This is a genomic window from Bifidobacterium criceti, assembly GCF_002286935.1.
Lineage (GTDB): Bacteria > Actinomycetota > Actinomycetes > Actinomycetales > Bifidobacteriaceae > Bifidobacterium > Bifidobacterium criceti.
This window is the reverse complement of sequence record NZ_MVOH01000001.1, coordinates 21,974-45,497: the sequence shown is the minus strand read 5'-3', so window position 1 is coordinate 45,497 and position 23,524 is coordinate 21,974. Positions and strand designations below refer to the sequence as shown.

The 23,524-nt window shown below is 64.4% G+C and carries 19 protein-coding genes and 1 tRNA gene; 10 read left to right on the top strand and 10 right to left on the bottom strand.

The annotated features are described in order from the left end of the window. The first annotated feature begins 20 nt into the window (after nucleotides 1–20). The 5 genes from B1526_RS00195 to B1526_RS00175 all read left to right on the top strand — a co-directional run bounded on the left by B1526_RS00195 (nucleotide 21) and on the right by B1526_RS00175 (nucleotide 4,623). Nucleotides 21–94 (top strand) — tRNA-Thr (locus B1526_RS00195). Nucleotides 95–458: 364 nt separating this feature from the next. Beyond that, complete coding sequence (locus B1526_RS00190; protein ID WP_095614127.1) at nucleotides 459–1,997, top strand: aggregation-promoting factor C-terminal-like domain-containing protein; 1,539 nt, start codon at nucleotides 459–461, stop codon at nucleotides 1,995–1,997. Nucleotides 1,998–2,103: 106 nt separating this feature from the next. Beyond that, the gene (gene rsmA / locus B1526_RS00185) at nucleotides 2,104–3,009 is read left to right on the top strand and encodes a 16S rRNA (adenine(1518)-N(6)/adenine(1519)-N(6))-dimethyltransferase RsmA (protein WP_162287905.1); all 906 of its coding nucleotides are present in this window, start codon (nucleotides 2,104–2,106) and stop codon (nucleotides 3,007–3,009) included. Further along, complete coding sequence (locus tag B1526_RS00180; protein WP_095614126.1) at nucleotides 3,006–3,899, top strand: 4-(cytidine 5'-diphospho)-2-C-methyl-D-erythritol kinase; 894 nt, start codon at nucleotides 3,006–3,008, stop codon at nucleotides 3,897–3,899. The genes rsmA and B1526_RS00180 overlap by 4 nt, the downstream gene beginning before the upstream one ends. Before the next feature lie 97 nt (nucleotides 3,900–3,996). Further along, the gene (locus B1526_RS00175) at nucleotides 3,997–4,623 is read left to right on the top strand and encodes a LytR C-terminal domain-containing protein (RefSeq protein ID WP_095614125.1); all 627 of its coding nucleotides are present in this window, start codon (nucleotides 3,997–3,999) and stop codon (nucleotides 4,621–4,623) included. A 16-nt stretch (nucleotides 4,624–4,639) separates the two neighbouring features. On the opposite strand, the gene B1526_RS00170 is transcribed toward B1526_RS00175, so the two are convergent. Next, nucleotides 4,640–6,073, bottom strand: coding sequence for a CCA tRNA nucleotidyltransferase (locus tag B1526_RS00170; protein ID WP_201260109.1), 1,434 nt, complete (start codon nucleotides 6,071–6,073; stop codon nucleotides 4,640–4,642). 130 nt (nucleotides 6,074–6,203) lie between these two features. Here B1526_RS00170 and B1526_RS00165 point away from each other — a divergent pair, with 130 nt between their 5' ends. From B1526_RS00165 to trxB, 4 genes are all read left to right on the top strand, one after another. Further along, nucleotides 6,204–6,905, top strand: coding sequence for an NUDIX hydrolase (locus B1526_RS00165; RefSeq protein ID WP_162287904.1), 702 nt, complete (start codon nucleotides 6,204–6,206; stop codon nucleotides 6,903–6,905). 52 nt (nucleotides 6,906–6,957) lie between these two features. After that, nucleotides 6,958–9,138 carry a DUF6049 family protein gene (locus tag B1526_RS00160; RefSeq protein ID WP_133088380.1) on the top strand — a complete coding sequence of 727 codons (2,181 nt, stop codon included), beginning with the start codon at nucleotides 6,958–6,960 and terminating at the stop codon, nucleotides 9,136–9,138. Next, entirely contained in the window at nucleotides 9,135–13,157 is a 4,023-nt protein-coding gene (locus tag B1526_RS00155; protein WP_095614122.1) for a lipid II flippase MurJ, read from the top strand. The genes B1526_RS00160 and B1526_RS00155 overlap by 4 nt, the downstream gene beginning before the upstream one ends. A 62-nt stretch (nucleotides 13,158–13,219) precedes the next feature. Then, nucleotides 13,220–14,185 carry a thioredoxin-disulfide reductase gene (gene trxB / locus B1526_RS00150; protein WP_095614121.1) on the top strand — a complete coding sequence of 322 codons (966 nt, stop codon included), beginning with the start codon at nucleotides 13,220–13,222 and terminating at the stop codon, nucleotides 14,183–14,185. A gap of 28 nt (nucleotides 14,186–14,213) precedes the next feature. Here trxB and B1526_RS00145 read toward each other — a convergent pair whose 3' ends face one another. The 9 genes from B1526_RS00145 to rpmH form a co-directional block, all read right to left on the bottom strand. Next, a complete protein-coding gene (locus tag B1526_RS00145; RefSeq protein WP_095614120.1) occupies nucleotides 14,214–15,284 on the bottom strand; it encodes a YdcF family protein in 1,071 nt (356 codons plus the stop codon). A gap of 37 nt (nucleotides 15,285–15,321) precedes the next feature. Next, a complete protein-coding gene (locus B1526_RS00140) occupies nucleotides 15,322–16,719 on the bottom strand; it encodes a ParB/RepB/Spo0J family partition protein (RefSeq protein WP_095614119.1) in 1,398 nt (465 codons plus the stop codon). Between the two features lies 1 nt (nucleotide 16,720). Continuing rightward, entirely contained in the window at nucleotides 16,721–17,665 is a 945-nt protein-coding gene (locus tag B1526_RS00135; RefSeq protein ID WP_095614118.1) for a ParA family protein, read from the bottom strand. 272 nt (nucleotides 17,666–17,937) lie between these two features. Then, the gene (gene rsmG / locus B1526_RS00130; protein WP_095614117.1) at nucleotides 17,938–18,696 is read right to left on the bottom strand and encodes a 16S rRNA (guanine(527)-N(7))-methyltransferase RsmG; all 759 of its coding nucleotides are present in this window, start codon (nucleotides 18,694–18,696) and stop codon (nucleotides 17,938–17,940) included. Between the two features lie 201 nt (nucleotides 18,697–18,897). Next, nucleotides 18,898–19,443, bottom strand: a complete 546-nt coding sequence (locus B1526_RS00125; protein WP_095614116.1) for a Jag family protein — start codon at nucleotides 19,441–19,443, stop codon at nucleotides 18,898–18,900. Nucleotides 19,444–19,720: 277 nt separating this feature from the next. Further along, complete coding sequence (gene yidC, locus B1526_RS00120; protein ID WP_095614115.1) at nucleotides 19,721–20,725, bottom strand: membrane protein insertase YidC; 1,005 nt, start codon at nucleotides 20,723–20,725, stop codon at nucleotides 19,721–19,723. 10 nt (nucleotides 20,726–20,735) lie between these two features. Continuing rightward, nucleotides 20,736–21,041 (bottom strand): membrane protein insertion efficiency factor YidD, encoded by a 306-nt coding sequence (yidD, locus tag B1526_RS00115; RefSeq protein ID WP_095614114.1) that lies wholly within the window; start codon nucleotides 21,039–21,041, stop codon nucleotides 20,736–20,738. Beyond that, the gene (gene rnpA, locus B1526_RS00110; protein WP_095614113.1) at nucleotides 21,038–21,397 is read right to left on the bottom strand and encodes a ribonuclease P protein component; all 360 of its coding nucleotides are present in this window, start codon (nucleotides 21,395–21,397) and stop codon (nucleotides 21,038–21,040) included. Before rnpA ends, yidD begins: the two co-directional genes overlap by 4 nt. A gap of 21 nt (nucleotides 21,398–21,418) precedes the next feature. Beyond that, a complete protein-coding gene (gene rpmH / locus B1526_RS00105; protein ID WP_095614112.1) occupies nucleotides 21,419–21,553 on the bottom strand; it encodes a 50S ribosomal protein L34 in 135 nt (44 codons plus the stop codon). Between the two features lie 380 nt (nucleotides 21,554–21,933). Here rpmH and dnaA point away from each other — a divergent pair, with 380 nt between their 5' ends. Then, the gene (dnaA, locus tag B1526_RS00100) at nucleotides 21,934–23,505 is read left to right on the top strand and encodes a chromosomal replication initiator protein DnaA (protein ID WP_407640973.1); all 1,572 of its coding nucleotides are present in this window, start codon (nucleotides 21,934–21,936) and stop codon (nucleotides 23,503–23,505) included. Nucleotides 23,506–23,524 lie beyond the last annotated feature (19 nt).

Genomic DNA, 23,524 nt, shown 5'->3' with positions numbered 1-23,524 from the left:
AACGCCCCGGCAGGCGCAACGCCTCCTTAGCTCAGATGGCCAGAGCGGCCGCCTTGTAAGCGGCAGGTCGTCGGTTCGATCCCGACAGGAGGCTCGATTTGCATTGAGCGCGATGAATCCGTATACTCATAACCGGTATGGGTGATTCAACTCATAGCAAAGCAACACTTACCCCCGAGTAAGCAAAATCCAGAGGGCTCCCCCAACCATAGCCCTCTGGTGCGGGTGAAGCATCCCCCCAACCAGCTTCACCTGCAGGGGGCGAGAACATCCCCTTCTCTCTCGCCCCCACCCCTTCCTTAACAAAGGCCCCGGAGTCCACCTCTGGGGCCTTCCCTTTACGCCGGCCAAGCCGTCGGCACGCATCCGTGGACACCACCGCGGACAGCGCGGACGCGAATGGCGGCTCGACTCAGTACAATCGTGCATGAACAGCACCGTGCAGGAAAAGGGGAACCATGACCAAGCGATGGTCACCGAAACGAACCGTGACATTGCGCCGCATCCGCGTCATGACATGCGTCGTCGCGCTCGTGCTCGCGTCATGCCTCACGTTCGCGCTCACCGCGCGCAAATCGGTCGCGCTTGACGTCAACGGGGACACACGGTATCTGACGACGTACGCGACGACGGTGAGCGGACTGCTGCGCGAACAGCACGTTGACGTCAAGACACACGACGTCGTCAAGAACACCGGCGACGGCACACTCGTCGATAACGACGTCGTCACCGTCAAAAGCGCGTATCAGACGACGATCACGATCGACGGACAGCAGATGCCGTTCTGGACGGTCGCCGAAAGCGCCGACCAACTGCTCGATTTCTTCGAGCAGAACGAAGTCGCGGCGTCGCGCGTGCGCGTCGACATCACGAACGTCTACAACCAACTCACCGGCGGCATGGTCATCAACACGGACGGCCCCGTCACCGTGATCGCCGACGGCAAGACATCGGTCGCGCCGAACGGCAAGCTGCCGGCGGCGTCGATCCTCGATGCGAAAGGCATCACGCTCGGCAAGGACGACCGTGTGAGCGTGCAGAAGGAAGACAGCAAGACGATCCTGCGCGTGCAGCGCGTGACCTATGGCGACGAAACGCAGACGGTCGTCATCCCCTATACGACGCGCACCGTGCAGGACGACTCGCTTGAGCCGGGCACGTCACGCGTCTCGATGGCCGGCGAAAACGGCGAGAAGCAGATCACGTACCGCGTCACCTACGTCGATGGCGTACCGGAGACGAAGACGAAGACGGACGAGGTCGTGACGAAGGCAGCGCTCGACGAGGTCGTCACCGTCGGTCCCGAGAAGGTCGAAGTCCCCTCGGACGGCGACGGCGGCAATGGCGGCGGCGACGACGATGGCACGAAGGACGGCGCGGACGATGGCACCGGCGCGGGTGCCGACACGCCGGGCGAACAGCCAAGCGATGGGCCGTCGGACGAGCCCACGCACGAACCGACCGCGGAACCGACGCAGGCACCCGAACCGACGCAGACGCCGACGCAGGAGCCCGAACCGACGCAGACGCCGACACAAACGCCGACGCAGCAGCCCAAGCCGACCCAGCAACCGACGCAGCAGCCCAAACCAACGCAACAGCCGACCCAGCAACCCAAACCAACGCAACAACCGACGCAACAGCCGCAGCAGCCAAGCGCACCCGCCGAGAACTGTCGTCTGTGCCGTCCATCAGCGGCAGCCGCGCAGGCGTATGCCGCGGGCGCCGCCGCACAATATGGTTGGACGGGGCAGAACTGGAGCGACCTCGTCAAACTGTGGAACCGCGAATCCGGATGGCGTTGGAACGCCGAGAACCCGTATTCGGGCGCCTACGGCATCCCGCAGTCGCTTCCCGGCAACAAAATGGCCGCATTCGGCTCGAACTGGAAGCACGACGCCGCCGTGCAGATCGACTGGGGCCTGAGCTACATCTCCGGATGCTACGGCTCCCCGATGAAAGCCTGGGAGCATTCGGAACGCGTCGGCTGGTACTAAAACCCACGCGCGGCACATCCGGCCCGCGCGGCATACTCGCTTCGTCCCGATGCATCCCGATGGACCGGGACCATCTTCACCAACCGAGGAAAGACGACAGATCCGCATGAGCGAACTTGACACACACACGACGCCCACCATGGGCGGCCATCTGCTCGGCGCCGCCGACATCCGGCGGATCGCCGCCGACGCCGGCATAAGCCCGACGAAGAAATTCGGGCAGAACTTCGTCATCGACCCCGGCACCGTACGCCGCATCGTGCGCGAGGCCGGCGTTGGCGCCGACGACCATGTGCTCGAAGTGGGCCCTGGACTCGGTTCGCTCACACTCGCGATCCTCGAAACGGGCGCGCGGATGACGGCCGTCGAGATCGACTCTCCCGTCGCGCAGCGCCTGCCGCAGACGATAGCCGAGTTCATGCCGGACGCGGCCGCACGCCTGCGCGTCGTGCGCGCGGACGCGCTCACACTCACACCCGGGAACCTTCCCGATTTCCGCGACGACGCGACGTTCACACTCGTCGCGAACCTCCCGTACAACGTCGCGACGCCGATCCTGCTCACGCTGCTTGAACGGTTCGACAACCTCGGTTCGTTCCTCGTCATGGTGCAGAAGGAGGTTGCCGACCGTCTCTCGGCGCAGCCGGGGTCGAAGATCTACGGCACGCCAAGCGTGAAGCTCGCATGGTACGGCACAGCGCAGCCGGCGGGCACCATCGGCAGGAACGTGTTCTGGCCCGCGCCGAACGTCGATTCGGCGCTTGTGCGCTTCGACCGCCATGCGCCAGACGAAGGTCCCGCGACGCATGCTTCTGCGGACCGCGCGGCCGTGTTCGCGCTCATCGACGCCGCGTTCGGCCAGCGTCGCAAGACGTTGCACGCGGCGTTGAAGAAGGTCGTGCCCGAAGGCACGTTCGAAAAGGCCGGCATCGACGCGGCACGCCGTGGCGAGACGCTCACGGTCGATGAATTCGTGCGCATCGCCGACGCGGCGAAGGAGCTCGGCGCATGAGCGGCACGATCGTGAGCGTCGATTGCCCGGCAAAGACGAATCTGACGCTCCATGTGGGCGCACGACACGAGGAGTGGGGCGGCCGCCATGCGCTCGACACGATGTACTGCGCGGTCGGCGTCTATGACACGGTCACCCTCGAACAGCGGCGTGCGGGCGAAGGCTGCTCACTGGAACTCTCCGGGCAGTATCTCGGCGACCTTGCCGCATCGAGCAGCGACATGCTGCGCAACCATGCGATGCTCGCATTGTTCGCGATGGCGAAGGCGTGCGGGCGCGAACCGGACGTCGCCGTGACGATCGAGAAGCGCATCCCGGTCGGCGCGGGGCTCGGCGGCGGCTCCGCGGACGCCGCGGGCACGATGCTCGCGCTCAACGAACTGTGGGACCTCCATTGGCCGCTCGAACGGCTTGCGCCGATCGCGGCGACACTCGGCGCCGACATGCCGTTCTGCCTTGTCGGCGGCTACGCGCACGGCGGCGGCTATGGCGAGGTCGTCACCCCCGTGCCCGCGGACGATCAGCGCATCGCGCGACTGCGCGCCGACGGGTACAGCGGCCGCGTGCTCGTCGGCGCGTACCGCGCGCAACTGAGCACACCGGAAGTGTATGCGGCGTTCGACGTCCTCGGCGGCGATGGCGCACCGAACGACCTGCAGGCGGCCGCCGTGTCGCTGCACCCGCGTTCGGGCGCCGCGATCGGGCTCGCGAAGGGCGCGGGCGCGACGCAGGCGTTCGTTTCCGGATCGGGGCCGTCGGTATGCGCATTCGTCCCCGACGACGCCACCGCACGCGCCGTCGAAGAGGCGTGGACGCGCATGGACGCCGTCGACCGTCTCTTCGTCGCGCACGCGCCCGTCACACCCATCATCGATACGTCCGGACGTTGACGTGGCGCGCGGATATGCACGTGCGCGCGGGCGCCGCTGACGCGTCAGCATAATGGGATAAGGTGGGACAGCAGACACCTCGTGGACAAGGATGGGTATGGCACAGAACAACGGGGCGCGCGAGGCCCGCAAAGCATACGTACGCAAGCGTCAGTCGATCGTATTCGGCATCGTCGGCGTCGTGCTCGCCGTCGCGCTCGTCGTGTCGTTGCTCGTGTTCTTCCATGTGGGTGGCCTCGGTGAGACCGCGCAGACGAAGGAATCGGCGAACTACGGCAGGACCGCGCCGTGTGTCTCTCCCGCAGCCGATGGTTCGACGCCGAAGTACGTCGACAACCGTTCGGTGACGGTGCGTGTGCTCAATGGCACCCAGTTCTCCGGTTTCGCGCAGGCCGTCGCCGAAGCGCTCGAGAACCGCGAATTCGTCGTCCAGGGCGTCGACAACTACGACAGTTCGAAAGTCGAACGCACACAGATCATCTTCGGTAGGAACGCGATCGCGCAGGCGTATACGCTCGCGAGCAATTTCAGCGACGCGCAGATGGTCATGGACGACCGTGACGACAAGCTCGTCGATGTCGTCCTCGGTGCGACGTTCAAGGATCTCGTCCCGACCGAGGATGTGCCGAAGACCGGTTCCGACATCCCGAACACCGAAGGCTGCAAGGCACCCGACAAACTGACGTCGCTGCCGAAGTCCCCCGAACATACGAAGGTCGGCTGAGCGCCGCCATACGGATCTATGCAGACGTCTGCCGCGCGTTGCGCTCGTCGTACCAACGGTGCAGTTCGGCGACGGCGGTGTCATGGTCGACCGGTCCGTGGTCGAGGCGGTAGTCGAGCATATGGCGGTACGCGACACCGACTTCGGGTCCCGGTTCGATGCCGAGTTCGGCGATGATCTCGTCGCCGTTGAGGTCCGGGCGGATCGCCTTGAGGTCCTCCTGTTCCTTGAGCGTGCGCACACGCTCCTCCATCTCGTCCATCGCCGAGCTGAACACAAGCGCCTTGCGGCGGTTCTGCGTCGTCGCGTCGGCGCGCGTGAGCCGGTTGAGGCGTTCGTAGAGCGGGCCCGCGTCCTTGACATAGCGGCGGACGGCCGCATCCGTCCACGGTTCGTCGACGTAGCCGTGGAACCGCAGATGCAGGTCGACGAGGTCGCTCACGTCGTCGACGATGTGATGGTCGAAGCGCAGCGCCTTGAGGCGCTTGCGCGTGAGTTTCGCGCCGACGGCGTCATGGTGGTGGAAGCTGACCTTGCCACCCGCCTCGAACCTGCGCGTCTTCGGCTTGCCGATGTCATGCATGAGCGCGGCGAGGCGCAGGACGAGGTCAGGTCCGGGCACAGGACCGTCAGGACCCGTTTCGAGCGCGACCGCGCGGTCGATGACGATCATCGTATGTTCGAAGACGTCCTTGTGGCGGTGGTGTTCGTCGATCTCCAGCTGGAGCGCGGGGATCTCGGGGAACACAACGTCGGCAAGGCCGGAATCGACGAACGCCTCGACGCCCGCGCGCGGACGGTCCGACAACAACAGTTTCACGAGTTCGTCGCGCACACGTTCCGCGGAGACGATGTCAAGACGGCCACCCATGTCCACGATCGCCTCGGCCGTCTCCGGTTCGATCGAAAAGCCGAGCTGCGCGACGAAACGCACGGCGCGCATCATGCGCAACGGATCGTCGTCGAACGACTGGCGTGGGTCGACGGGCGTGCGCAGCACCTTGCGCTGCAGGTCGTTCGCGCCACCAAAGGGGTCGACGAACATGAGGTCCGGCACACGCAACGCCATCGCGTTGACGGTGAAATCACGGCGCGACAAGTCACCTTCAAGCGAATCACCATAGCTGACCTCAGGCTTGCGTGACTGCGGATCGTACACGTCCGAGCGGTAGGTCGTGACCTCGACCTTGACCTCGGTGCCGTCGGAACGCCGGCGCAACGCGCCGAGCGTGCCGAATTTGCGGCCCATGTCCCAGAACCCGTCATGCCCCCAACGTTTGAGGATCGGTTCGAACTCCTCGGGACGCGCCGACGTGCAGAAATCAAGGTCATGCGACGGACGGTGCAGCAGCAGGTCGCGCACGGGCCCCCCGACAAGCGCGAGCTCGTATCCCGCGTCGGCGAACATCTCTCCCAATTCAATGGCTTCCGGCCACACTTCGAAGTTCACAAGCTCCCTTTCCGGCCAATGGTCGTGCTCGGCGCAGACGGCGCCTTCCATCGGAGTTTCCGCCGGCGCGTTCTGCCCTTCAAGCATACCCGTACCCCACCGGCGGCAAAACATGAGTAAGGTGGACTGTATGACGACACCCGCAGACGTTGCACGCATGCTTGCCAACGCTGCGGCGAACCATGCCCGCGGACCGCTCGCACCGGACGAGCTCATGTACACGTCGCAGTCGGAAACACTGCGCATCACGATGCGCGAACCAGGCACCTCACACGCATCAGGCACACAGGACGCACCGCGCACACCGAACGCGGCGGCCACGCCGACGCCCGCGATCATGCCGCGCCGCCGCACCAGCGACCGCCCCACGACGTTCGCGTCACTCGACGCACAGGAACTGCCGATCGTACGCGAATACTCGGCCGGCGGCCTCGTCTTCGACACGCGCGGCCGCGTCGCGATCATCGCGCGCCATTCACGCAGCGGCCACCTCGAATGGTGCCTGCCGAAGGGGCATATCGAAAAAGGCGAGACACCCCAACAGACGGCCGTGCGCGAAGTGCACGAGGAAACCGGCATCCTCGGCGAAGTCGTCGATTCCATCGCCACGATAGACTATTGGTTTACCGGAACCAGCCAACGCGTCCACAAACTCGTCCACCATTTCGCATTACGCCAGGTCGGCGGCGAACTGACCGTGGAAGGGGACCCGGACCACGAGGCCGAAGACGCCATCTGGGTGGACTTCGCCGATCTGGACGACGTGCTCAGTTACCCCAACGAGCGTAAGATAGCTTGGCTGTATGCAAGGAAACTGAACAGGCAGGGCTAACGTGAACCGACGTCACACCAATCCGCGCGCCCACGCACGCGTTTGGTGCACGATGATGGCGCTCCTCATGATGATCATGATGGTGCTCGACGTGCACACGCACACGGCGGCCGCGGACGACGACACGGTGACGACAGACCCCACGGACGGCGTGACGCTCACCATCGACGCGATGACGCCCATCATCACCACAACCTCCGGATTCTCGGCGACGCTCACGATCGCGAACCACACCGACGCGGCGCTCGACGACGGAGATGTCGACATCCTGACGAACCCCGACTACAACTTCGTCTCACGCACCGACGTACAGGAATGGGCGGACGCGGACGCGCACATCGACACACCGCTCGCGCTCGCGCACGTCGACGTCACGTCGGTGCCCGCACAAGGCAGCGTGAGCGCGCACGTGCGCGTCGACGCGCACGACGGTGCGCTCGCGGCGCTCACGACGTGGGGGCCGCGGCCGCTGCGCATCCTCTACAACGCGCAAGGCGCGAGCGCAACACTCAACACCTACATCACACGCGCACAGGACGGCGTCGATGGCGTGCGCACACCATCGATCGGGATGAGCGTCGTCATGCCGCTCACGTCGCACGATTGGAAGGTCGATACGAAGGCGCGGAGGCGGCTCATCTCGTCCGCCGCGCGCGACGATACGGCGCGTTCGATCGCGACGCTCGACGAAGCGCACACGAAAGCGCTCCACGACAAAGACCAGTTGGCGACGAACTATCCGCACCTCCAGGTCGTCGTCGACCCCGCGGTGCTCGACGCGCTCGGTACGCCGCATCTGACGGCGCTCATGCAACCCGCGCGCTTCGACATCACGACGTATGCGCGTATGCGCGACGCCGACGCCTACGCGGACGCGGGCGTCTCCGAACGCGCGTGGAGCGCGGACAGCGCGCTCACACGGCTGCGGCGTACGCTCGGGGACACGTCCGCGACGGCGCCGACGGTCGCATGGCAGGGCGCGGACAGTTGGACGATCGACGCGCTCGACGCGGCGCGCGCGCAAGGCTACGACACCGTCATCGCGACGGACGACTTCGATGTGACCGACGATGCGACCGCGGAGACGCTCGTCTACCGTACGCCGACCGGGCACGGCGACGTCACCGTGCTCGCCGCGCAACCGACGCTTACGGCGCTCGCGAACGCGCGCCCATCGAGTGCGCACGCGAACGCCGAACAGACGGATGCGGGGCGCATCGCGCGTTTCCTCGCGCAGAGCGCGTTCTATCAAATGGAACAACCGTATGAGGAGCGCACACTGCTCGTCTGTTTCGGCGACGACGTCACCCCGGGCGAAGTCAGTGCGCTCATGGACACGCTCAACGGCGCGGACTGGCTCGACATGAAGACACTCGATGACCTCGCCCAGCACGAACCGCTTGTATCGAGCGACCTCATGCCGCAGCTCATCAACGCGAACGTCGGCGTCGGCGGCGCGCACATCGACGCCGTGCGCGAGACACTCGAACAACTCGGCGCGAGCCGCACCGACCTCATGAGGCTCGCGTCGTCGATTCTCGCGCGCCCCGCGGGCGCATCCGGACAACGCCCGGACGATACGGATGCGGACGACCCCGTGTCTCCATCGGTGTCGGCGTCCGCATCCGCAGCCGTGTCCACCGATGCCGACACCGCGAATGGTGCGAACGGTGCGGGCGCGGACCGCACAGACCTCAGCGAAACCGCGTACGCGCGACGCCTCCTCGACGCGCACGACACACTCGCGCTCTTCGCGCTCCAAGGCGACGCCACGCTCACGACTGCGATGCGCGACGCGGCGCACGGGCTCGCCGACGCGGCGCTCGGCGAGATCACACTCATCCCGTCCGGCAATGTCAATGTCCTGTCCGAATCCGCGTCGATGCCCGTGACGGTGAGCAACAAACTGCCGTTCCCGATCGCGGTGCGCGTATCGTCACGCACCGATTCGATCGAAATCGTCACGGCGCGTGTGACCGACGTCCACGTCCCCGCCCACAGCGAGACCCAGGCGTCGATTTCGATCCGCGTTACGACGTCAGGCACGACGATGGCACGTGAACAGCTGTTCGACCGTGACAACAAGCCGTTCGGCGCCGTCCAGCAGACCTCGATCACCAGTTCGCTGCAACTGAGCGACAAGAGCGGCCTCGCGATCGTCATCATCGCCGCCGCGCTTGGCCTGCTCGGACTGTGGCGCCAATTCCACCGCAAGAAGGATCCCGACGAATGAGTTCTTCCGTAGGCCGCAATTCGCTCATCATGGCTTCCGGCACGGCGGCGTCCCGCATAACCGGCCAGATCCGCACGATCCTGCTCGCAGCGGCGATCGGCACGACCGGCCTCGCCGCGAACGCGTACCAGGCCGGTTCGATGATCCCGCAGGTCATCTATACGCTCGTCTCGGGCGGCATCTTCAACGCGGTCCTCGTACCGCACATCGTGCGCACGTTGCATAGTGACAACGCCGAGGAGCAGCTCAACAAGATCGTCACGTTCGCCGTGACGCTCCTGCTTGGCGTGACCGTGCTGATGGCGGTGCTCACCCCGTGGATCACACGGCTGTACGTGAGCGGCGGCCCCGAACTGATCAGCCTCGCATGCTCGTTCACGTTGTGGTGCACGCCGCAGATCTTCTTCTATGGCCTGTACACGGTCCTCGGTCAGATCCTCGCGGTCAAGAACAAGTTCGGCGCGTACGCGTGGAGTTCGGTCGGCGCGAACGTCATCAGCTGCATCGGCTTCACATTGTTCATCGTCCTGTTCGGCAACCATTCGCAGTCCTCGGCCGGGCAGTGGACGACACCGAAGATCGCGCTCACAGCTGGCATGTGGACGCTCGGCGTCATGTTCCAGGCGCTCATCCTCTTTGTCCCGCTGCTGCGTTCCGGCTTCCGATTCCATCTGCGCTTCGGCGTGCGCGGCATAGGCCTGCGCACGATGGGCCCGATCGCCGCGTGGAGCCTCGGCATCGTGTGCATCGACCAGATCGCCAACATCATCTCGACGCGCGTCCTCACGGCGGCACCGTCGCTCGCCGAGCGGACGATGCATATGAGCCAGTTCGACGTCGCCGGCAACGCGACCTACCAGAACGCGTACACGATCTACCTGCTGCCGTATTCGCTCATCGCCGTCTCGGTCGCGACGGCGATCTTCCCGCAGATCTCCGCCGCGATCGCCGACGATGACCTCGAGCGCGCGCGCGGCGACCTGAGCAGTTCGTTGCGCACGGTCGGCATCATCATGTTCCTGTTCATGGCCGCGTTCCTCGTCATGCCGCTCGCGATCACACGCTCGCTGCTGCCGACCGTCTCCGTCGGCCAGGCGATCCTCATGTGTGGACCGCTCATGGGATTGAGCGTGTGCCTGCCGCTCGCGAGCGCATACCTGATCATCCAACGCACGTTCTATGCGTTCGAGGATGGCCGTTCGCCGTTCACGTTCATGGCGATCATGTACGCGCTGCAGCTTGGTTCGATCCTGTTGTGCACACGTGTGCTGCCGCCGACGCAGTGGGCGGCAGCGATCGGCGTGTGCGTGTCCGTGAGCTATCTCATTTCGTTCGTTCCGCTTGTGCATATGCTGCGCAAACGGTTCGATGGTTCGCTTGATGGGCGCCGTATCGCGCTCACGTATGGCAAGGCGTGCACGGCGACCGTCGTCGCATGTGTCATCGGTTTCGCGCTGCGGCGTCCGTTGTACCGTCTGCTGCACGTCGACGATCCGATGAGTGCCGGTGCGGTGGGGTGGCTGCGTGCGGTGGGTGCCGCCGCGGTCCTGTTCATCGTGATCGTCGCCGTGTATCTTGCGGTGCTGTGGCTGTTGCGCACCGAGGAGCTCACGCAGGTCGTCGTGGCCGTCCGCGCACGCCTTGGGCGCGTCGGCGCGGCGGATACGGCGTCCGCGGAGGGCGCACAGGGTGTGCAGGATGGCGCGCGCACCGATTCCGTCATCGATGACGCCGTCGACGATGAGGAACGTGCGTTCGACGCCGCACATGGCATCGCGTTCGACGATGACAGCACGCGCGTCATCCCGGAGCTGAGCCGCATCGCGCCGGCGGCGCCGATCGACGAACTCGCGCAGCTCGATCCGCCGGTCCCGGCGGCCCTTGCCGAACCGCCGATTGCGCTGTCTGCCAACGTCGCGCGGCCGTCTGCGCCGCCGACCACCGCGGACAGTAGAATGACGGTGCAGACATCCTCACGGCCTTACGAATCAGGGGACAACATGAAGCCTCATCTGGGAGATACGATTCTCAACCGATACACGCTCGTGTCACCGTTGCGTGAAGAGGCGGGGCTGCAGGTCTGGAAATCGAACGACCGTGTCCTGTCGCGCGACTGCCAGTTGTTCATCGTCAACAATCGCGCGGTGCTCGAGAACACGAACGCGATCGCGGGCACGCTCGCCGCGTCCCACGACCCACGGTTCACGCAGGTCATCCAGTTGCAGCACGACGGTGACATCGCCGTCATCCTCACGAGGCTCGATGCGGGCGTCTCGCTCACCGAATACATGCGTGATGACGGCGCGACACCGCCTGTGCTCAGCTATGAGGCGATGCGCACGATCATCGGCGAGTCGATGGACGCGGTCCGCGTCCTGCAGAAGGACCGCCTCACCCACAATTCGCTGTCGACGGACACGGTCCGTCTGACGCGCAACGGCGTGCAGCTCGCCGACACCCCGGTGAGCGCCGCACTTGCGGACACGGCGAACACGCCCGCCGGGTACAACGACGAACGCCGCGCGATCCGCCAGCTCGCCGGTGTGCTCTATGGCATGCTCACGCGCACGCCGTCGACGATGCATCCGCGGTTCTCGCTCGATGCGCTACCGGAGGACGCGCCCGTCGAGTTCCATCTCATCGTCAAACGCGGCCTTGAGCTCAGTGATGGCGTCAAGCCGACGGTGCCGCTCGTGACGATGGCCGAGATGGACGCGCTGCTTGGCGCGCGCAAGCCGCTGCATGCGCTCACGCGCCACGATGTGCGCCTGACGGGCGTCGACGGCGAATGCTCGATTGTGCGCGCGATGATCCAACCCGCGCTTCCCGGCGACATCCTCCCGATTCCCGATTCGATGGTCTCCTCGCAGACGATGCCGTCGATGATGTTCCCCGCGCAGCAGCTCGACCCTGATTCGCTCGCCGAACTCGAAGAGGAGACCGCGGAAAAGCAGGGGCAGGCCGACGGGGATCAGGCATCCGGCCGCTCGTTCAAGGCGTTGTGGAACAAGAGCAAGGCGATCATGGGAGGCACCGACGACACGGGTGCGAAGATTCCCGAGATCTCACCGAACGACGCGACCGAGATGTTCACGGCCTTCGACCCGAACGCCGTGCCGGAGACACCGATGACGCCGTCGCGCATGACGGTGCCGATTGACGTGTCACCTGTGCGCGACAGCACGATCAATACGTCGTCGGCGGCGACGCCGATGTCGGCGACGGCGACGGGGCATCTGCCCGCGATCGACGAGGACGGCAACGAACTGCCCGACGGCTCGCAGTCGCAGCGCGAACTGCGCAAGGAACGCGAGGACATCGATGCGACCTACGTCATGGGCGCGCCGGCGCTGCCGCCGAGCTTCGCGCCACAGGAACGCCCGAAGACGCAGGCACCGTCGAACCTCAACGACGAACAGCCGAAGAAAAAGAAGACGGGACGTGCCGCGGTCATCATCGTCGTCGCGCTCGCCGTCGCGACGGCGCTCGGATTCGCGATCCACAGCCTCGCGACGAGCGGGTCGCTCTTCGGCTTCGGCAAGCAGGACACGACGTATTGGCCGGATGCGGACCTCGACGATGTGCCGTTCGGCGAACGCAACGGCGGCGAGGTCAAGACGCCGGACGCGACGGGCAAGCAGTCCGATGCGCCGAAGCCGACGCAGACGCCGTCGAAGGCGCCGAACAACACCGCGTATCCGGTCGCCTCGCAGCAGTTCCTCGACCGCCCTGCGGGACAGCAGGGCTACGGCTACTATCTGCATCTGCAGAACAAGGAGAACGTCGACAGGATCGTCGTCAGCATCCGGTCGTCGGGCGGCAAGGGCTTCGTCTACGCGAACGCGACGGCCGACAATCCGACGGGCGGCGAGCAGGTCGCGGAGTTCACGTTCGCCGATGGCGGCACGACGGAAGTCAAGTTCACGAAACCCGTCGAAACGCAGGACCTCATCATGTGGGTGCCGCTCGACAGCCTTCCGGGCAACCAGCTGTACATCAACTCGGTCAAGGCGTTCTGAGCGTCGCGTGTGCCGAGAGCAATACCGTGGCATAAACGCCGCGGCGCGCCTATTGTGAGAGCATGAGTGAAATTCGAGACGTCATCATCATCGGTTCCGGCCCCGCGGGATACACGGCGGCCATCTATCTGGGACGTGCGGGGCTCAAGCCGCTCGTCATCGCAGGCGCGCTCACACCGGGCGGCCAGCTCGTCAATACGACGGAGGTCGAGAACTTCCCCGGCTTCCCCGATGGCGTGCTCGGCCCCGACCTCATGGAGGCGATGCAACGTCAGGCGGAACGATTCGACGCCGAACTCGTCTACGACGACGTCGAATCGGCCGACCTTGACGAGACGATCAAGACCGTGCATTGCAACGGCGGCGACGTCTACCGCGCACGCGCCGTCATCATCGCGACCGGGTCGTACTACCGACACCTCGATGTGCCCGGCGAGGAGGAATACGCGGGCAAGGGTGTCTCGTACTGCGCGACATGCGACGGGTTCTTCTTCCGCGGCAAGCCGATCGTCGTCGTCGGCGGCGGCGATTCGGCGATGGAGGAGGCCGGTTTCCTGAGCCGTTTCGGTTCCTCGGTCACGTTGCTGCACCGCCGCGACACGTTCCGCGCGTCGAAGATCATGGTCGACCGCACGTTGGAGAACCCGGCGATCGACGTGATGACGAACACCGTCGTCACAAGCATCAACGGCGACGGGAAGACGGTCATGTCGGTCAGTGTGCGTGATGTGCGGACGGGCGAGACGCGCGAGATCGACGCGAACGGCGTGTTCATCGCGGCGGGGCAGGTCCCGCAGACGGCGTTCCTCGGTGGCGCAGTTGAACTGGACGACCACGGGTACATCGTCGTCGAAGGCGCCTCGACGCGCACGAACGTGCCCGGTGTGTTCGCGGCGGGCGATTGTGCCGACCCGGTCTACCAGCAGGCGGTGAGCGCCGCCGGCACCGGCTGCCGTGCCGCGATCGACGTGCAGATGTACCTCGAATCGCTCGCCGAGGAGGCGGCTGAGGAAGCCGCCGAAGCGTAATGCAGGCATGACCCCTGCGTGACCTGGTTCAACCAATCGACATGGCCCATTGCGCGATGCCGCCGATTGCGACGAGCCACAACGGCGTGAGCAGGATGCCGAGCACGATCGCCTGCCGTTTGCGCGTCATGACGACGAACGCAATGAACTCACGCAACAGTGCGTTGAGCGAGAAGTACCATGTCGTCGCCGACCCGTAGCCGATGGCGTCGATATGCAGCCGTTTCGATAGCAGCAGCGCGCGCAGCACATGGTACCGTGTCGAGACGATCGCCGTCCTGCCGAGCGGATCCGGAAAGAGACGCGCCGAGTATTCGAGGTTCTCCTCGGTGTTGCGCGAACGCTCCTCGGCGACCGTCCGGGCTGGATCGGCACCGTGCTGCAAGGCCCACGCCATCATCGCGCGACCTTCGGGTACGTCTTCGCCGGGGCCCTGACCGCCGGAGAGGATGAGCACGGCGTGCGGCGCGTCGTGCTGCAGCCGGATGCCGGTGAGGATGCGGTTCTGCAGCAGCGGCGGCACGGTCGTGCCGAAGAGGCCCGAACCAAGGACGACGATCTGCTTGAGGTGCTTCGGTTTTCCGATGTGCACGAGGTTGACGATTGACGACAGGCAGTAGATCGCGAGCTGCGCGGAGAAGAACAGCACACATGCGGAGGCGAGTGCGGAGCACCATGCGAACACCCCGTTGCGCACAAGCGACACAAGGTACGGGATGAGCGTCAGGTCGAGCAGGATGAACAGACCGGCGGCGAGCGACAGGCAATTGGCGGCCGTCACGCCCTCCCTGCGCAGCAGGCGGCAGCCTTCCGCGGTCAGGAACACGCCGAGGAGCAACGGGAAGGCGATGACGACGACGGCCGCGAGCACGCCGATCCACAGCATCGCGTCGCGTATCCACTGTGCCGGGATGACGTCCATCGTGTCGACGTACAGGCATGCGGCCGTCACACCGACCGTCATGATGCACACGAGCAACGCGAACCCCGACCACAACGACCGTCTGTCGAAGCGCACGACGAGCGCGAGGAACGCGAGCGCGCACAGTTGCGGGAACCACAGGAACACGTAGGGTGACGTCAGCCATGCGGCGCGCATCGGCGTTTACTTCCTTCCGTCGTCTATCGTCCGTCGTCTATCGTCCATTGGGGTCGAGGAGCGCGATGATGCGGTCCATTTCCTCCGGTGACGAGAACACGATCTCGATGCGGCCGTGTTGTTCGGATCCCTTGATCGAGACTTTCGTGCCGTAGCGTTCCTCAAGGCTCTGCTGGATCGGGGAACCGGCCCATGGGTTGTGCTTGTTCGTCTTTGGTTTCTTCTGGTGGTCGCTCGCCTGCATCGAGACGATTTCCTCGACGCTGCGCACGCTCAGTCCTTCGTCGACGATGCGTTTCGCGAGCGCTTCCATCGCGGCCGCGTCCGGCAGTCCGAGGAGCGCACGCGCATGGCCCGCCGAGATCTTGCCGGAGGCGACTGTCTTCTGCACGCTCGCGGGCAGGTTCATGAGGCGCAGTGTGTTCGCGATCTGCGGCCGCGATTTCGAGACGGAGCGTGCAAGCTGCATCTGCGTGAGGCCGAATTCGTCGATCATCTGCTGGTATGCGGCTGCTTCCTCGAGTGGGTTGAGCGCGACGCGGTGCAGGTTTTCGAGCAATGCGTCGCGCAGCATGTAGTCGTCGGCCGTCGTCTTGACGATCGCCGGGATCGCCTCGAGGCCTGCGAGTTGCGACGCGCGCCAGCGTCGTTCGCCCATGATGAGTTCGTATGCGCTGTCCATGCGGTCGGCGAAGCGGTCGCCGCTGTCGTGTTTCGGCTGCGCGTGCGCCGCGCGGATCTGTTCGACGGGGCGTTTGCGTACGACGATTGGCTGCAGCACGCCGACTTCCTTGATCGATTCCGCGAGTTCGTGCAGTTCGTCATCGTCGAACACAGTCCGCGGCTGGTGCAGGTTCGGTCCGATCTGGGTGACGTCGAGTTCGACGAGATACCCGCCTTCGACCGGCTTGAGCTGCTGTTCGTCGCTGCCGTGCGGCGCGGCGGTCGTGTTCGGCACAATCGGCGTGCCGTCGAAGAACATGTCGCTTGGATGGGCGATGTCGCCGATCGCCGGCATCGGCGCGCGTTTCGACGATGTGGGTTTCGCGTTTGGCTGTCCGTCCGTCCGCCCCTCCGTGGACGCCGTCGTCTCGCGCACGGGGCGGTGTTCCGCCGCTTCCGGCTGGAGCGTCATCGGTGCCGAGAGTTTCGAGACGGTGTCGGCATGGCGCGTCATCTCGCCCATCGACGGGATCGTCGAGCTGAGCGGCGAGACAGGCCCCTGCTGCGGCTGCTCGTCGCGCGCCGCTCGTGGCTGTCCTGCTGCCGCCGGTTTCGCCGCCTTGGGCTTGGCTTGTCGTGGTTGCCGCGGCTGTTGTGGCTGCTGCGGAGCCGCGGCCGTCTCGTCGGGCGTGGTGTGCGTCGTCGCCTGCTCGCCGGGCAGAGACGGGAACAATGCGCCGAGTCCCCGGCCCAAACGTGATTTCGATGCCATGTCACTCCTCGTTTCTTCTCGACGCGATGGTTTCGAGCACTACCGCGGACCTGTTGTTGATTTCGAGCGCGGCTTCGCGGTACGCGATTGCGCCCATGCCGCGCGGGTCATAGCTGACGACGGTCTGCGCGAAGCTCGGCGCTTCCGAGATCTTGACGGTGCGTGGGATCGTCGTGTCGAGCACGATGCTTGGGTAGTGCGTCTTGACTTCCTCGTACACCTCGCGGCTGAGCAGTGTGCGCTTGTCGTACATCGTCACGAGCATCGTCGAGACGAGCAGTTCGGGATTGAAGTTCGACTGGACGAGGCCGATCGTGTTGATGAGCTGTCCGAGTCCTTCGAGCGCATAGTATTCCGCCTGGATCGGGATGAGCATCTCGCTCACCGCGCACATCGCGTTGATGACGAGCAGTCCGAGGCTCGGCGGGCAGTCGACGAACACATAATCGTAGTGCGTGTCGCTCGCGTCGAGGAACGCGTCGAGCGCGTTGCGCATCAGGTTGTTGCGGTCGGGCATGTCGGCGAGTTCGAGGTCGGCGCCCGACAAATCGATCGATGCGGGCACGACGTGCAGCGTCTCGTATTCGGGGCATATCTGCATGACATCGGCGACCGTCGCGCGTCCTTCGATGACGTCGTAGACGGAGGGGTCGCCGGAATTGTGCTTCGCGCCGAGCGCGGTCGACGCGTTGCCCTGCGGATCCATGTCGACGACGAGCACGTGCATGCCCGCCTGCGCGAGAGCGGCGGCCACGTTGACGGCCGTGCTCGTCTTGCCGACGCCGCCCTTCTGGTTCGCGACGGCGATGCGCCGCGTGTCCGCCGGACGTTTGAATTTGGCGGCGTTGATGCGTTCGTACCGTGACGATTCGTCCGCGATCTGCGAACCTACGCCGGAGTCGCTGCCTTTGAATATGCGCGCAAGCGTCTCCGTTGTGCTTTCCATGCCGGGGATATCCCTTTGTTCTGTCACGAGGACTGTCCTCCTAATTGAGTCGCAGTGTCTTCAAGTCTCTGTAGTCACGTGGACAGGGAACCGACATCCGTCCCATTGTGGATAACTTGTGGAACATTGTGGATAACTCACCGTCTTCCCATGTTCCCGACACGTGTGTTTCGTCTTCTTATCGTTGATATTGCAGTGTTTATTGACAACCGAAGTTATCCACAACCATCAATGTGGATAACTTCGTTCTATTCGTGCACATTGTGGATAACTCATCGTTTCGCCGTCTTCTTGTTGATGATGACGACCCTCGTGTCCTCAAGCCCCTCACCGACGGGCGCCGTCACGACACGGGGGCGCACGCCGCCGTATCTCGTGATCATCTTGCGCGCCTTGTCGATCTCGGCTTGCGCGGAACGCCCTTTGAGCGCGATGAGCTCACCACCCGGCTCGACGAGCGGCAACGTCCACCCTGCGAGCTTCGTGAGCGGCGCGACCGCACGGCACGTCACGGCCGCGAATGGATGGCGGATCGCATCCCACACCTCCTCGGGGACGACGATCGACGCCTTGACATGGCGCTTACCTTCGGGCTTGCGTTCGTCGAGCGCGGCGATCGCCTCCTCGGCGCGCGCGCGGACGACCTTCACATTCTTCAACCCCATCTCGTCGACGCATTCGGCAAGCCATGCGCAGCGCCGCTCCATCGGTTCGATGAGCGTGAACGTGCGGTCGGGGAGCATCGCCGCGGCGACAAGCCCCGGGAATCCACCGCCGCTGCCGATGTCGGCGACGGTCTTGAACTGCCTGTCTTCGGTCGCTTCGACGACGAACGGCACGATCGCCGCGGAATTGAGCAGATGGCGCTCCCACAGGATGTCCACGTCGCGCGGGCCGATGAGCCCCCTCGGCTCCCCCTCTCGCGATAGTTTCCCGTGAAACACCTTGATCTGCTCAAGCGCATCACCGAATACCGCTTCGAGTACCGGGGCATCGGCGAGCTGTTCGTCGGTATGGATCTCGTCACTCATAACGCACCATCCTATACCGTTTTCACGTGCAACATCCCCGTTTCCCAATACTTTTCTTCACGTGAAACGTTTTTTACGCCACGTGAAACATTTTGCCGACGGCAACGTATGCCATCGGCAGTGGCTACGAACGATCGTGCGGGGCGCACCGGAAGTCCCCGGTGCGCCCCGCACGATCACGATGTTCGGATGACGGAACCGTCAGTCCTCGACGACGTATTCGTCGTCCTCCTCGTATTCGTCACCATCGGCGTCGTTGTGCTTGAGATAGACCGTCACATAGCGCTTCGGCTCCTCACCATGCGAACGCGAACGCAGGCCCTCGTCGCGCACGACGTCGTGGATGATCTTACGTTCGAACGAGTTCATCGGTTTGAGATCGACCGGTTCGCCCGTCTCACGCACATCGTCGACCGCGTCGAGCGCCATGTCACGCAGGACCTGGCGCTTGCGCTTGAGGAAACCGTCGACGTCGACGATCAGGTGCGAACGTTCGCCCGTCTCCTGCTGCACGGCGAGGCGGCACAGCTGCTGGAGCGCGTCCACGACCTCCCCGTTGCGGCCGATGAGGTGTTTGATGTCGGTGTCATCGTCGGCGACGATCTGCACCATCGGGCGTCCGTTGCGCACACCCATCTCGATGTCGCCCTCGTAATCGGCGATGTCGAGCAGACCCTCAAGGTAGTCGGCTGCGATGTCGGCCTCGCGGTCGAGCTGTTCGAGGCTTCGTTCTTCGTCCTGCACCATACGCACTCCTTGCATATATCCGGATGTCTCGTTGTCCACAAATTCATATGGCCGGCGGCGATATGCCGACCCTATACTCATGCACTCTCTAGTGTAAGGCAGTCCCCCGCCACCAGGCGCCACGCGTGCCGCAACGCACCGCACCGCGGCGATACACGCAGGGCGGTACGCCCACAGCCACCTCAGCGTACCGGAGTGCGGTGGCTGGCGTGGGGGTACGACATATGGGAAGGTCCCACGTCCATTTGCGGGACGTGGGACCTGATGAAGGCGTACGCTACTTCTTCTTGCGGTTCTTGCGCTGTGGCTGCTGGCGCTGGTGGCCTTGCGAGGCTTTGCGTTCCGCCGCCTTCTTCGCGTCGATGAGTTCCTGTTCCTCGATCGACGGACGGCCTTCACGCGCGCGTTTCCTGTTCTCGTTGTCGTGGTCGCGCTTCTCCTTGTCGAGCGCCGCGGGGGAACCGGGCGTCGGGAATTCGCGCAATTGCCAGAACGAGCGCAGCAGGTTGCAGATGTTGTTCGCGAGCCAGTACACGAGCACTGCGAACGGCATTGCGACACCGGAGAAGATGTACATGACCGGGAAGATCCACAGCATCATCTTCTGCATGCGTTCGGCCTGCTTGTTCATCGACGCGGGCGCCGTGTTGCGGCGCATCGTGTTCCACTGCATGTACCACAGGCACGCGCACATCGCGAACACGAAGATGCCGATGACGATCTTGCCGCTTGTCCCTGCCGTCGTGAACGTGTCGGAGACCCTCGTACCGAAGAACGTCGTCTTCGAGAACTCCTTCGCGGTCGCGACGTCGAACGCGCCGAGCGGCGCGCGCTTGCCGCGCGCGATGTACGGGATCGCCGAGAGCACGTAGAACATGCACATGAAGACCGGGCCCTGGATGAGCATCGGCAGGCACGACCCCGCCGGGTTGGCGTTGTTGTCCTTGTAGAGCTTCATCATCTCGCGCTGCATCGCTTCCTTGCTCGCGGGATCGTTCTTGCCCTTGTACTTGTTCTGGATCTTCATCATCTTCGGCTGGATCGCCTGCATGCCGCGCATCGACTTCATCTGCTTGTAGAAGAGCGGGAAGACGCACGCCTGCACGACGATGACGAGGAAGATGATCGACAGCACCCACGACAAGCCCACGGCCGGCATGCCGATGAGCGTGAGCAGTTTGTGGAACCAGTACATGACCTGCGTCATGAGCCACTCGACCGGGGTCAGCAGCTTGTACAGCCACCCCCAGAATCCGCTATCCAATAAGAAATTTTCCGACATATGCGCCCGTTCACTCCTTTTCGTCGTGAGGCAAAGGGGTCAGCCGCGGCTCTTCATGCGCGCGTGACCACGAGAATCTGTAGAACAATGAGAACCGCTGCGGCACATCGTCGATGCCGCCCGCACTCCATGGGCGGCAGCGCAGCAGGCGCAGCGCGGCGAGCGTGACGCCGCGGACGGCGCCATGGCGCCTGATCGCCTGGATCGCATAGTTCGAACAACTGGGGTAATAACGACATGAGGGCGGGGTGTTCGCCGAAATCCGCCGTTGGTACCAGCGGATGCAGCGAATCAACACCTGCCCTGCATTCGTCATGAACGTTCCGTCTTGTGTCTGACCGCGCGGAAAAGCGACGCCATCTGCGCGTCGAGCGACGCGAAGGACGCGTGGGCCGCGCTTGGTTTCGCGCGCAGCACGACGCTCACATGCGCGGGAAGTTCGTCCTCGTAGCGCCGTGCGAGCACGCGGAAGCGGCGTTTGACCGCATTGCGCGTGACCGCATTGCCCACCGCCTTCGAAACGGCGAGCCCGACGCGTCTCGATGCGCCGTCCGTCTCGACTTTCCCGACACCATCCGGTACGAGGTAGTGCACGACGAGGTCGTCATCGGACACCCGTCGGCGGCGGCGCAATACGGCTACGAAATCGCGGTGGCTCCTGAGCCGTTCCAAGTTCGTCTGGTCTGGTGGGACTCAGGCGGAGAGGGTCTTGCGGCCCTTGGCGCGGCGACGGTTGATGAGTGCGCGGCCGGCACGCGTGCGCATGCGGGCGCGGAAGCCGTGCTTCATGTGACGACGACGGTTGTTCGGCTGGAATGTCCTCTTCATAGTTTCATGCTCCCGTTATTAGGTCGATGGGTCATGCGTTCATACATGACTTCGCTTGAGACAATCTCTACCAATTTACCGATACCCCTATACCACCACGCGCGCACGGTGGGCGACGCCGCGTACGACACGCCCGGCGACGTTGTGGAGACGTCGTCCGCGGTACCCACCAACCTGTTCTCGCGGTTGGGGAAAGCGCCGCGAAGTTATACACAAATCACACCGATGTCATTACAAAACCAAGGTTTTCCAACACGCGAGCATGTGGATAACTTCCATCAGTCAGAGTAAAAATAACCTGTTACGCATGTGCATTCCCAACCGATGGAGACGAGACCATGAGCGAAGCCACGAACGACCCGGGGGCCAAGGCAGCCCGCATCTGGTCGGATGCGCTCGAACTGCTTCGGAAGAACTCATCGCTCACCGCCCGTGAGAAGGGGTGGTTCGAAGGAGTCCTGCCCGAGGCGCTCTTTGGCACGAACATCATCCTCGCCGTCGAGAACAGCGAGACACAGCACGTCCTGCAGACCGAGCTCAACGATGAGCTGCTCCAGGCGCTGCGCCTCGCGAACGGCGGCGTCGACCTGTTCCCCGCGTTCAAGATCATCATGCGCGCGAACGAGCCGGAGCAGCCGGTCCTCCCGGTCACGGCGCTCAGCGAGGAGGCGCCACGCGGCGACACGCGCAAACGCCAGCCGCTCCCCGAGCCGGAGCCCGCGCCCGCACCGGTCGTCATCCGACAGACGCCGAAGACGACGCATTACGACGACGCCGTCGTGCAGACCTTCGAGGATTCGATGGGCGAGGACCTCTCCCCCGCAACCCCCGCGCCAATCTCAGGCGGCGTGGCCGGCATGCCGGCGGCGCTCGGCGCGCACGGCAAGCCGATGCTCGACCCTGAGACACACCTTAACCCGAGCGATACGTTCGATACCTTCGTCCCGGGCGACTCGAACCGCTTCGCGCGCACCGTCGCGCTCGCCGTCGCCGAAGGCACCGGCAGCGACTTCAACCCGTTGTGCATCTACGGCGGTTCGGGACTCGGCAAGACGCATCTGCTCAACGCGATCGGCAACTATTCGCTCATCAAGCAGCCCGGCACGCGCGTGCGTTATGTGACGAGCGAGGAGTTCACGAACGAGTTCATCGATTCGCTGCGCATGGATGCCGGCACGAAGTCGGGGTCGAGCCGTGTGACGGCGTTCAACCGCAAATACCGCGAAGTCGATGTGCTGCTCATCGACGACATCCAGTTCCTCGGCGGCAAGACCGAGACGCTTGAGCAGTTCTTCCACACGTTCAACAGCCTGTATCAGGCGAACAAGCGCATCGTCATCGCGTCCGATGTGCCGCCGAAGAACCTCAAGGACTTCGAGGCGCGTCTCATCTCCCGCTTCGAACAGGGCATCACCGTCGACGTCAAGCCGCCGGACCTCGAGACGCGCATCGCGATCCTGCGCATGATCGCGTCGACGTCCGGGATGCGCGTGCCCTACGACGTCCTCGACCTCATCGCCGAACGCTTCACCGAGAACATCCGTGAACTCGAGGGCGCGCTCAACCGCGTCACCGCGCTCGCGTCGCTCAACAACCAGCCGGTCACCGTCGCGCTCGCCGAGCAGACGCTCCAGGATTTCTTCTCGACCGACATCGAGGTCAAGCCGACCGACATCATCGGACGTGTCGCGAAATATTTCCATCTGACGTTCGACGACATCGTGGGGCCGCAACGCAACCGCAACATCACGCTCGCGCGGCAGATCGCGATGTACCTGACGCGCGACCTGACGAGCATGAGCCTTGTCAACATCGGCCAGGTGTTCGGCGGCCGCGACCATACGACCGTCATGCACAACATCAAGATCGTCTCCGATGGCATGAAGCAGAAACAGGAGATCTACAACTACGTCACCGAGCTGACGGTGCTGCTGCGCCAGCGCGGCAAGTGACACGGTTCATTCCCCCATG

Excerpts from the sequence above, each read along its gene's own strand:
- B1526_RS00160 (WP_133088380.1), top strand. The coding sequence starts at position 6,958 with ATGATGGCGCTCCTCATGATGATCATGATGGTGCTCGACGTGCACACG.
- B1526_RS00190 (WP_095614127.1), top strand. The coding sequence starts at position 459 with ATGACCAAGCGATGGTCACCGAAACGAACCGTGACATTGCGCCGCATC.
- yidD (WP_095614114.1), bottom strand. The coding sequence starts at position 21,041 with ATGACGAATGCAGGGCAGGTGTTGATTCGCTGCATCCGCTGGTACCAA.
- B1526_RS00135 (WP_095614118.1), bottom strand. The coding sequence starts at position 17,665 with ATGGAAAGCACAACGGAGACGCTTGCGCGCATATTCAAAGGCAGCGAC.
- trxB (WP_095614121.1), top strand. The coding sequence starts at position 13,220 with ATGAGTGAAATTCGAGACGTCATCATCATCGGTTCCGGCCCCGCGGGA.
- rsmA (WP_162287905.1), top strand. The coding sequence starts at position 2,104 with ATGAGCGAACTTGACACACACACGACGCCCACCATGGGCGGCCATCTG.
- B1526_RS00145 (WP_095614120.1), bottom strand. The coding sequence starts at position 15,284 with ATGCGCGCCGCATGGCTGACGTCACCCTACGTGTTCCTGTGGTTCCCG.
- rsmG (WP_095614117.1), bottom strand. The coding sequence starts at position 18,696 with ATGAGTGACGAGATCCATACCGACGAACAGCTCGCCGATGCCCCGGTA.
- B1526_RS00140 (WP_095614119.1), bottom strand. The coding sequence starts at position 16,719 with ATGGCATCGAAATCACGTTTGGGCCGGGGACTCGGCGCATTGTTCCCG.
- B1526_RS00180 (WP_095614126.1), top strand. The coding sequence starts at position 3,006 with ATGAGCGGCACGATCGTGAGCGTCGATTGCCCGGCAAAGACGAATCTG.
- B1526_RS00175 (WP_095614125.1), top strand. The coding sequence starts at position 3,997 with ATGGCACAGAACAACGGGGCGCGCGAGGCCCGCAAAGCATACGTACGC.
- B1526_RS00125 (WP_095614116.1), bottom strand. The coding sequence starts at position 19,443 with ATGGTGCAGGACGAAGAACGAAGCCTCGAACAGCTCGACCGCGAGGCC.
- yidC (WP_095614115.1), bottom strand. The coding sequence starts at position 20,725 with ATGTCGGAAAATTTCTTATTGGATAGCGGATTCTGGGGGTGGCTGTAC.
- rpmH (WP_095614112.1), bottom strand. The coding sequence starts at position 21,553 with ATGAAGAGGACATTCCAGCCGAACAACCGTCGTCGTCACATGAAGCAC.
- B1526_RS00165 (WP_162287904.1), top strand. The coding sequence starts at position 6,204 with ATGACGACACCCGCAGACGTTGCACGCATGCTTGCCAACGCTGCGGCG.
- B1526_RS00155 (WP_095614122.1), top strand. The coding sequence starts at position 9,135 with ATGAGTTCTTCCGTAGGCCGCAATTCGCTCATCATGGCTTCCGGCACG.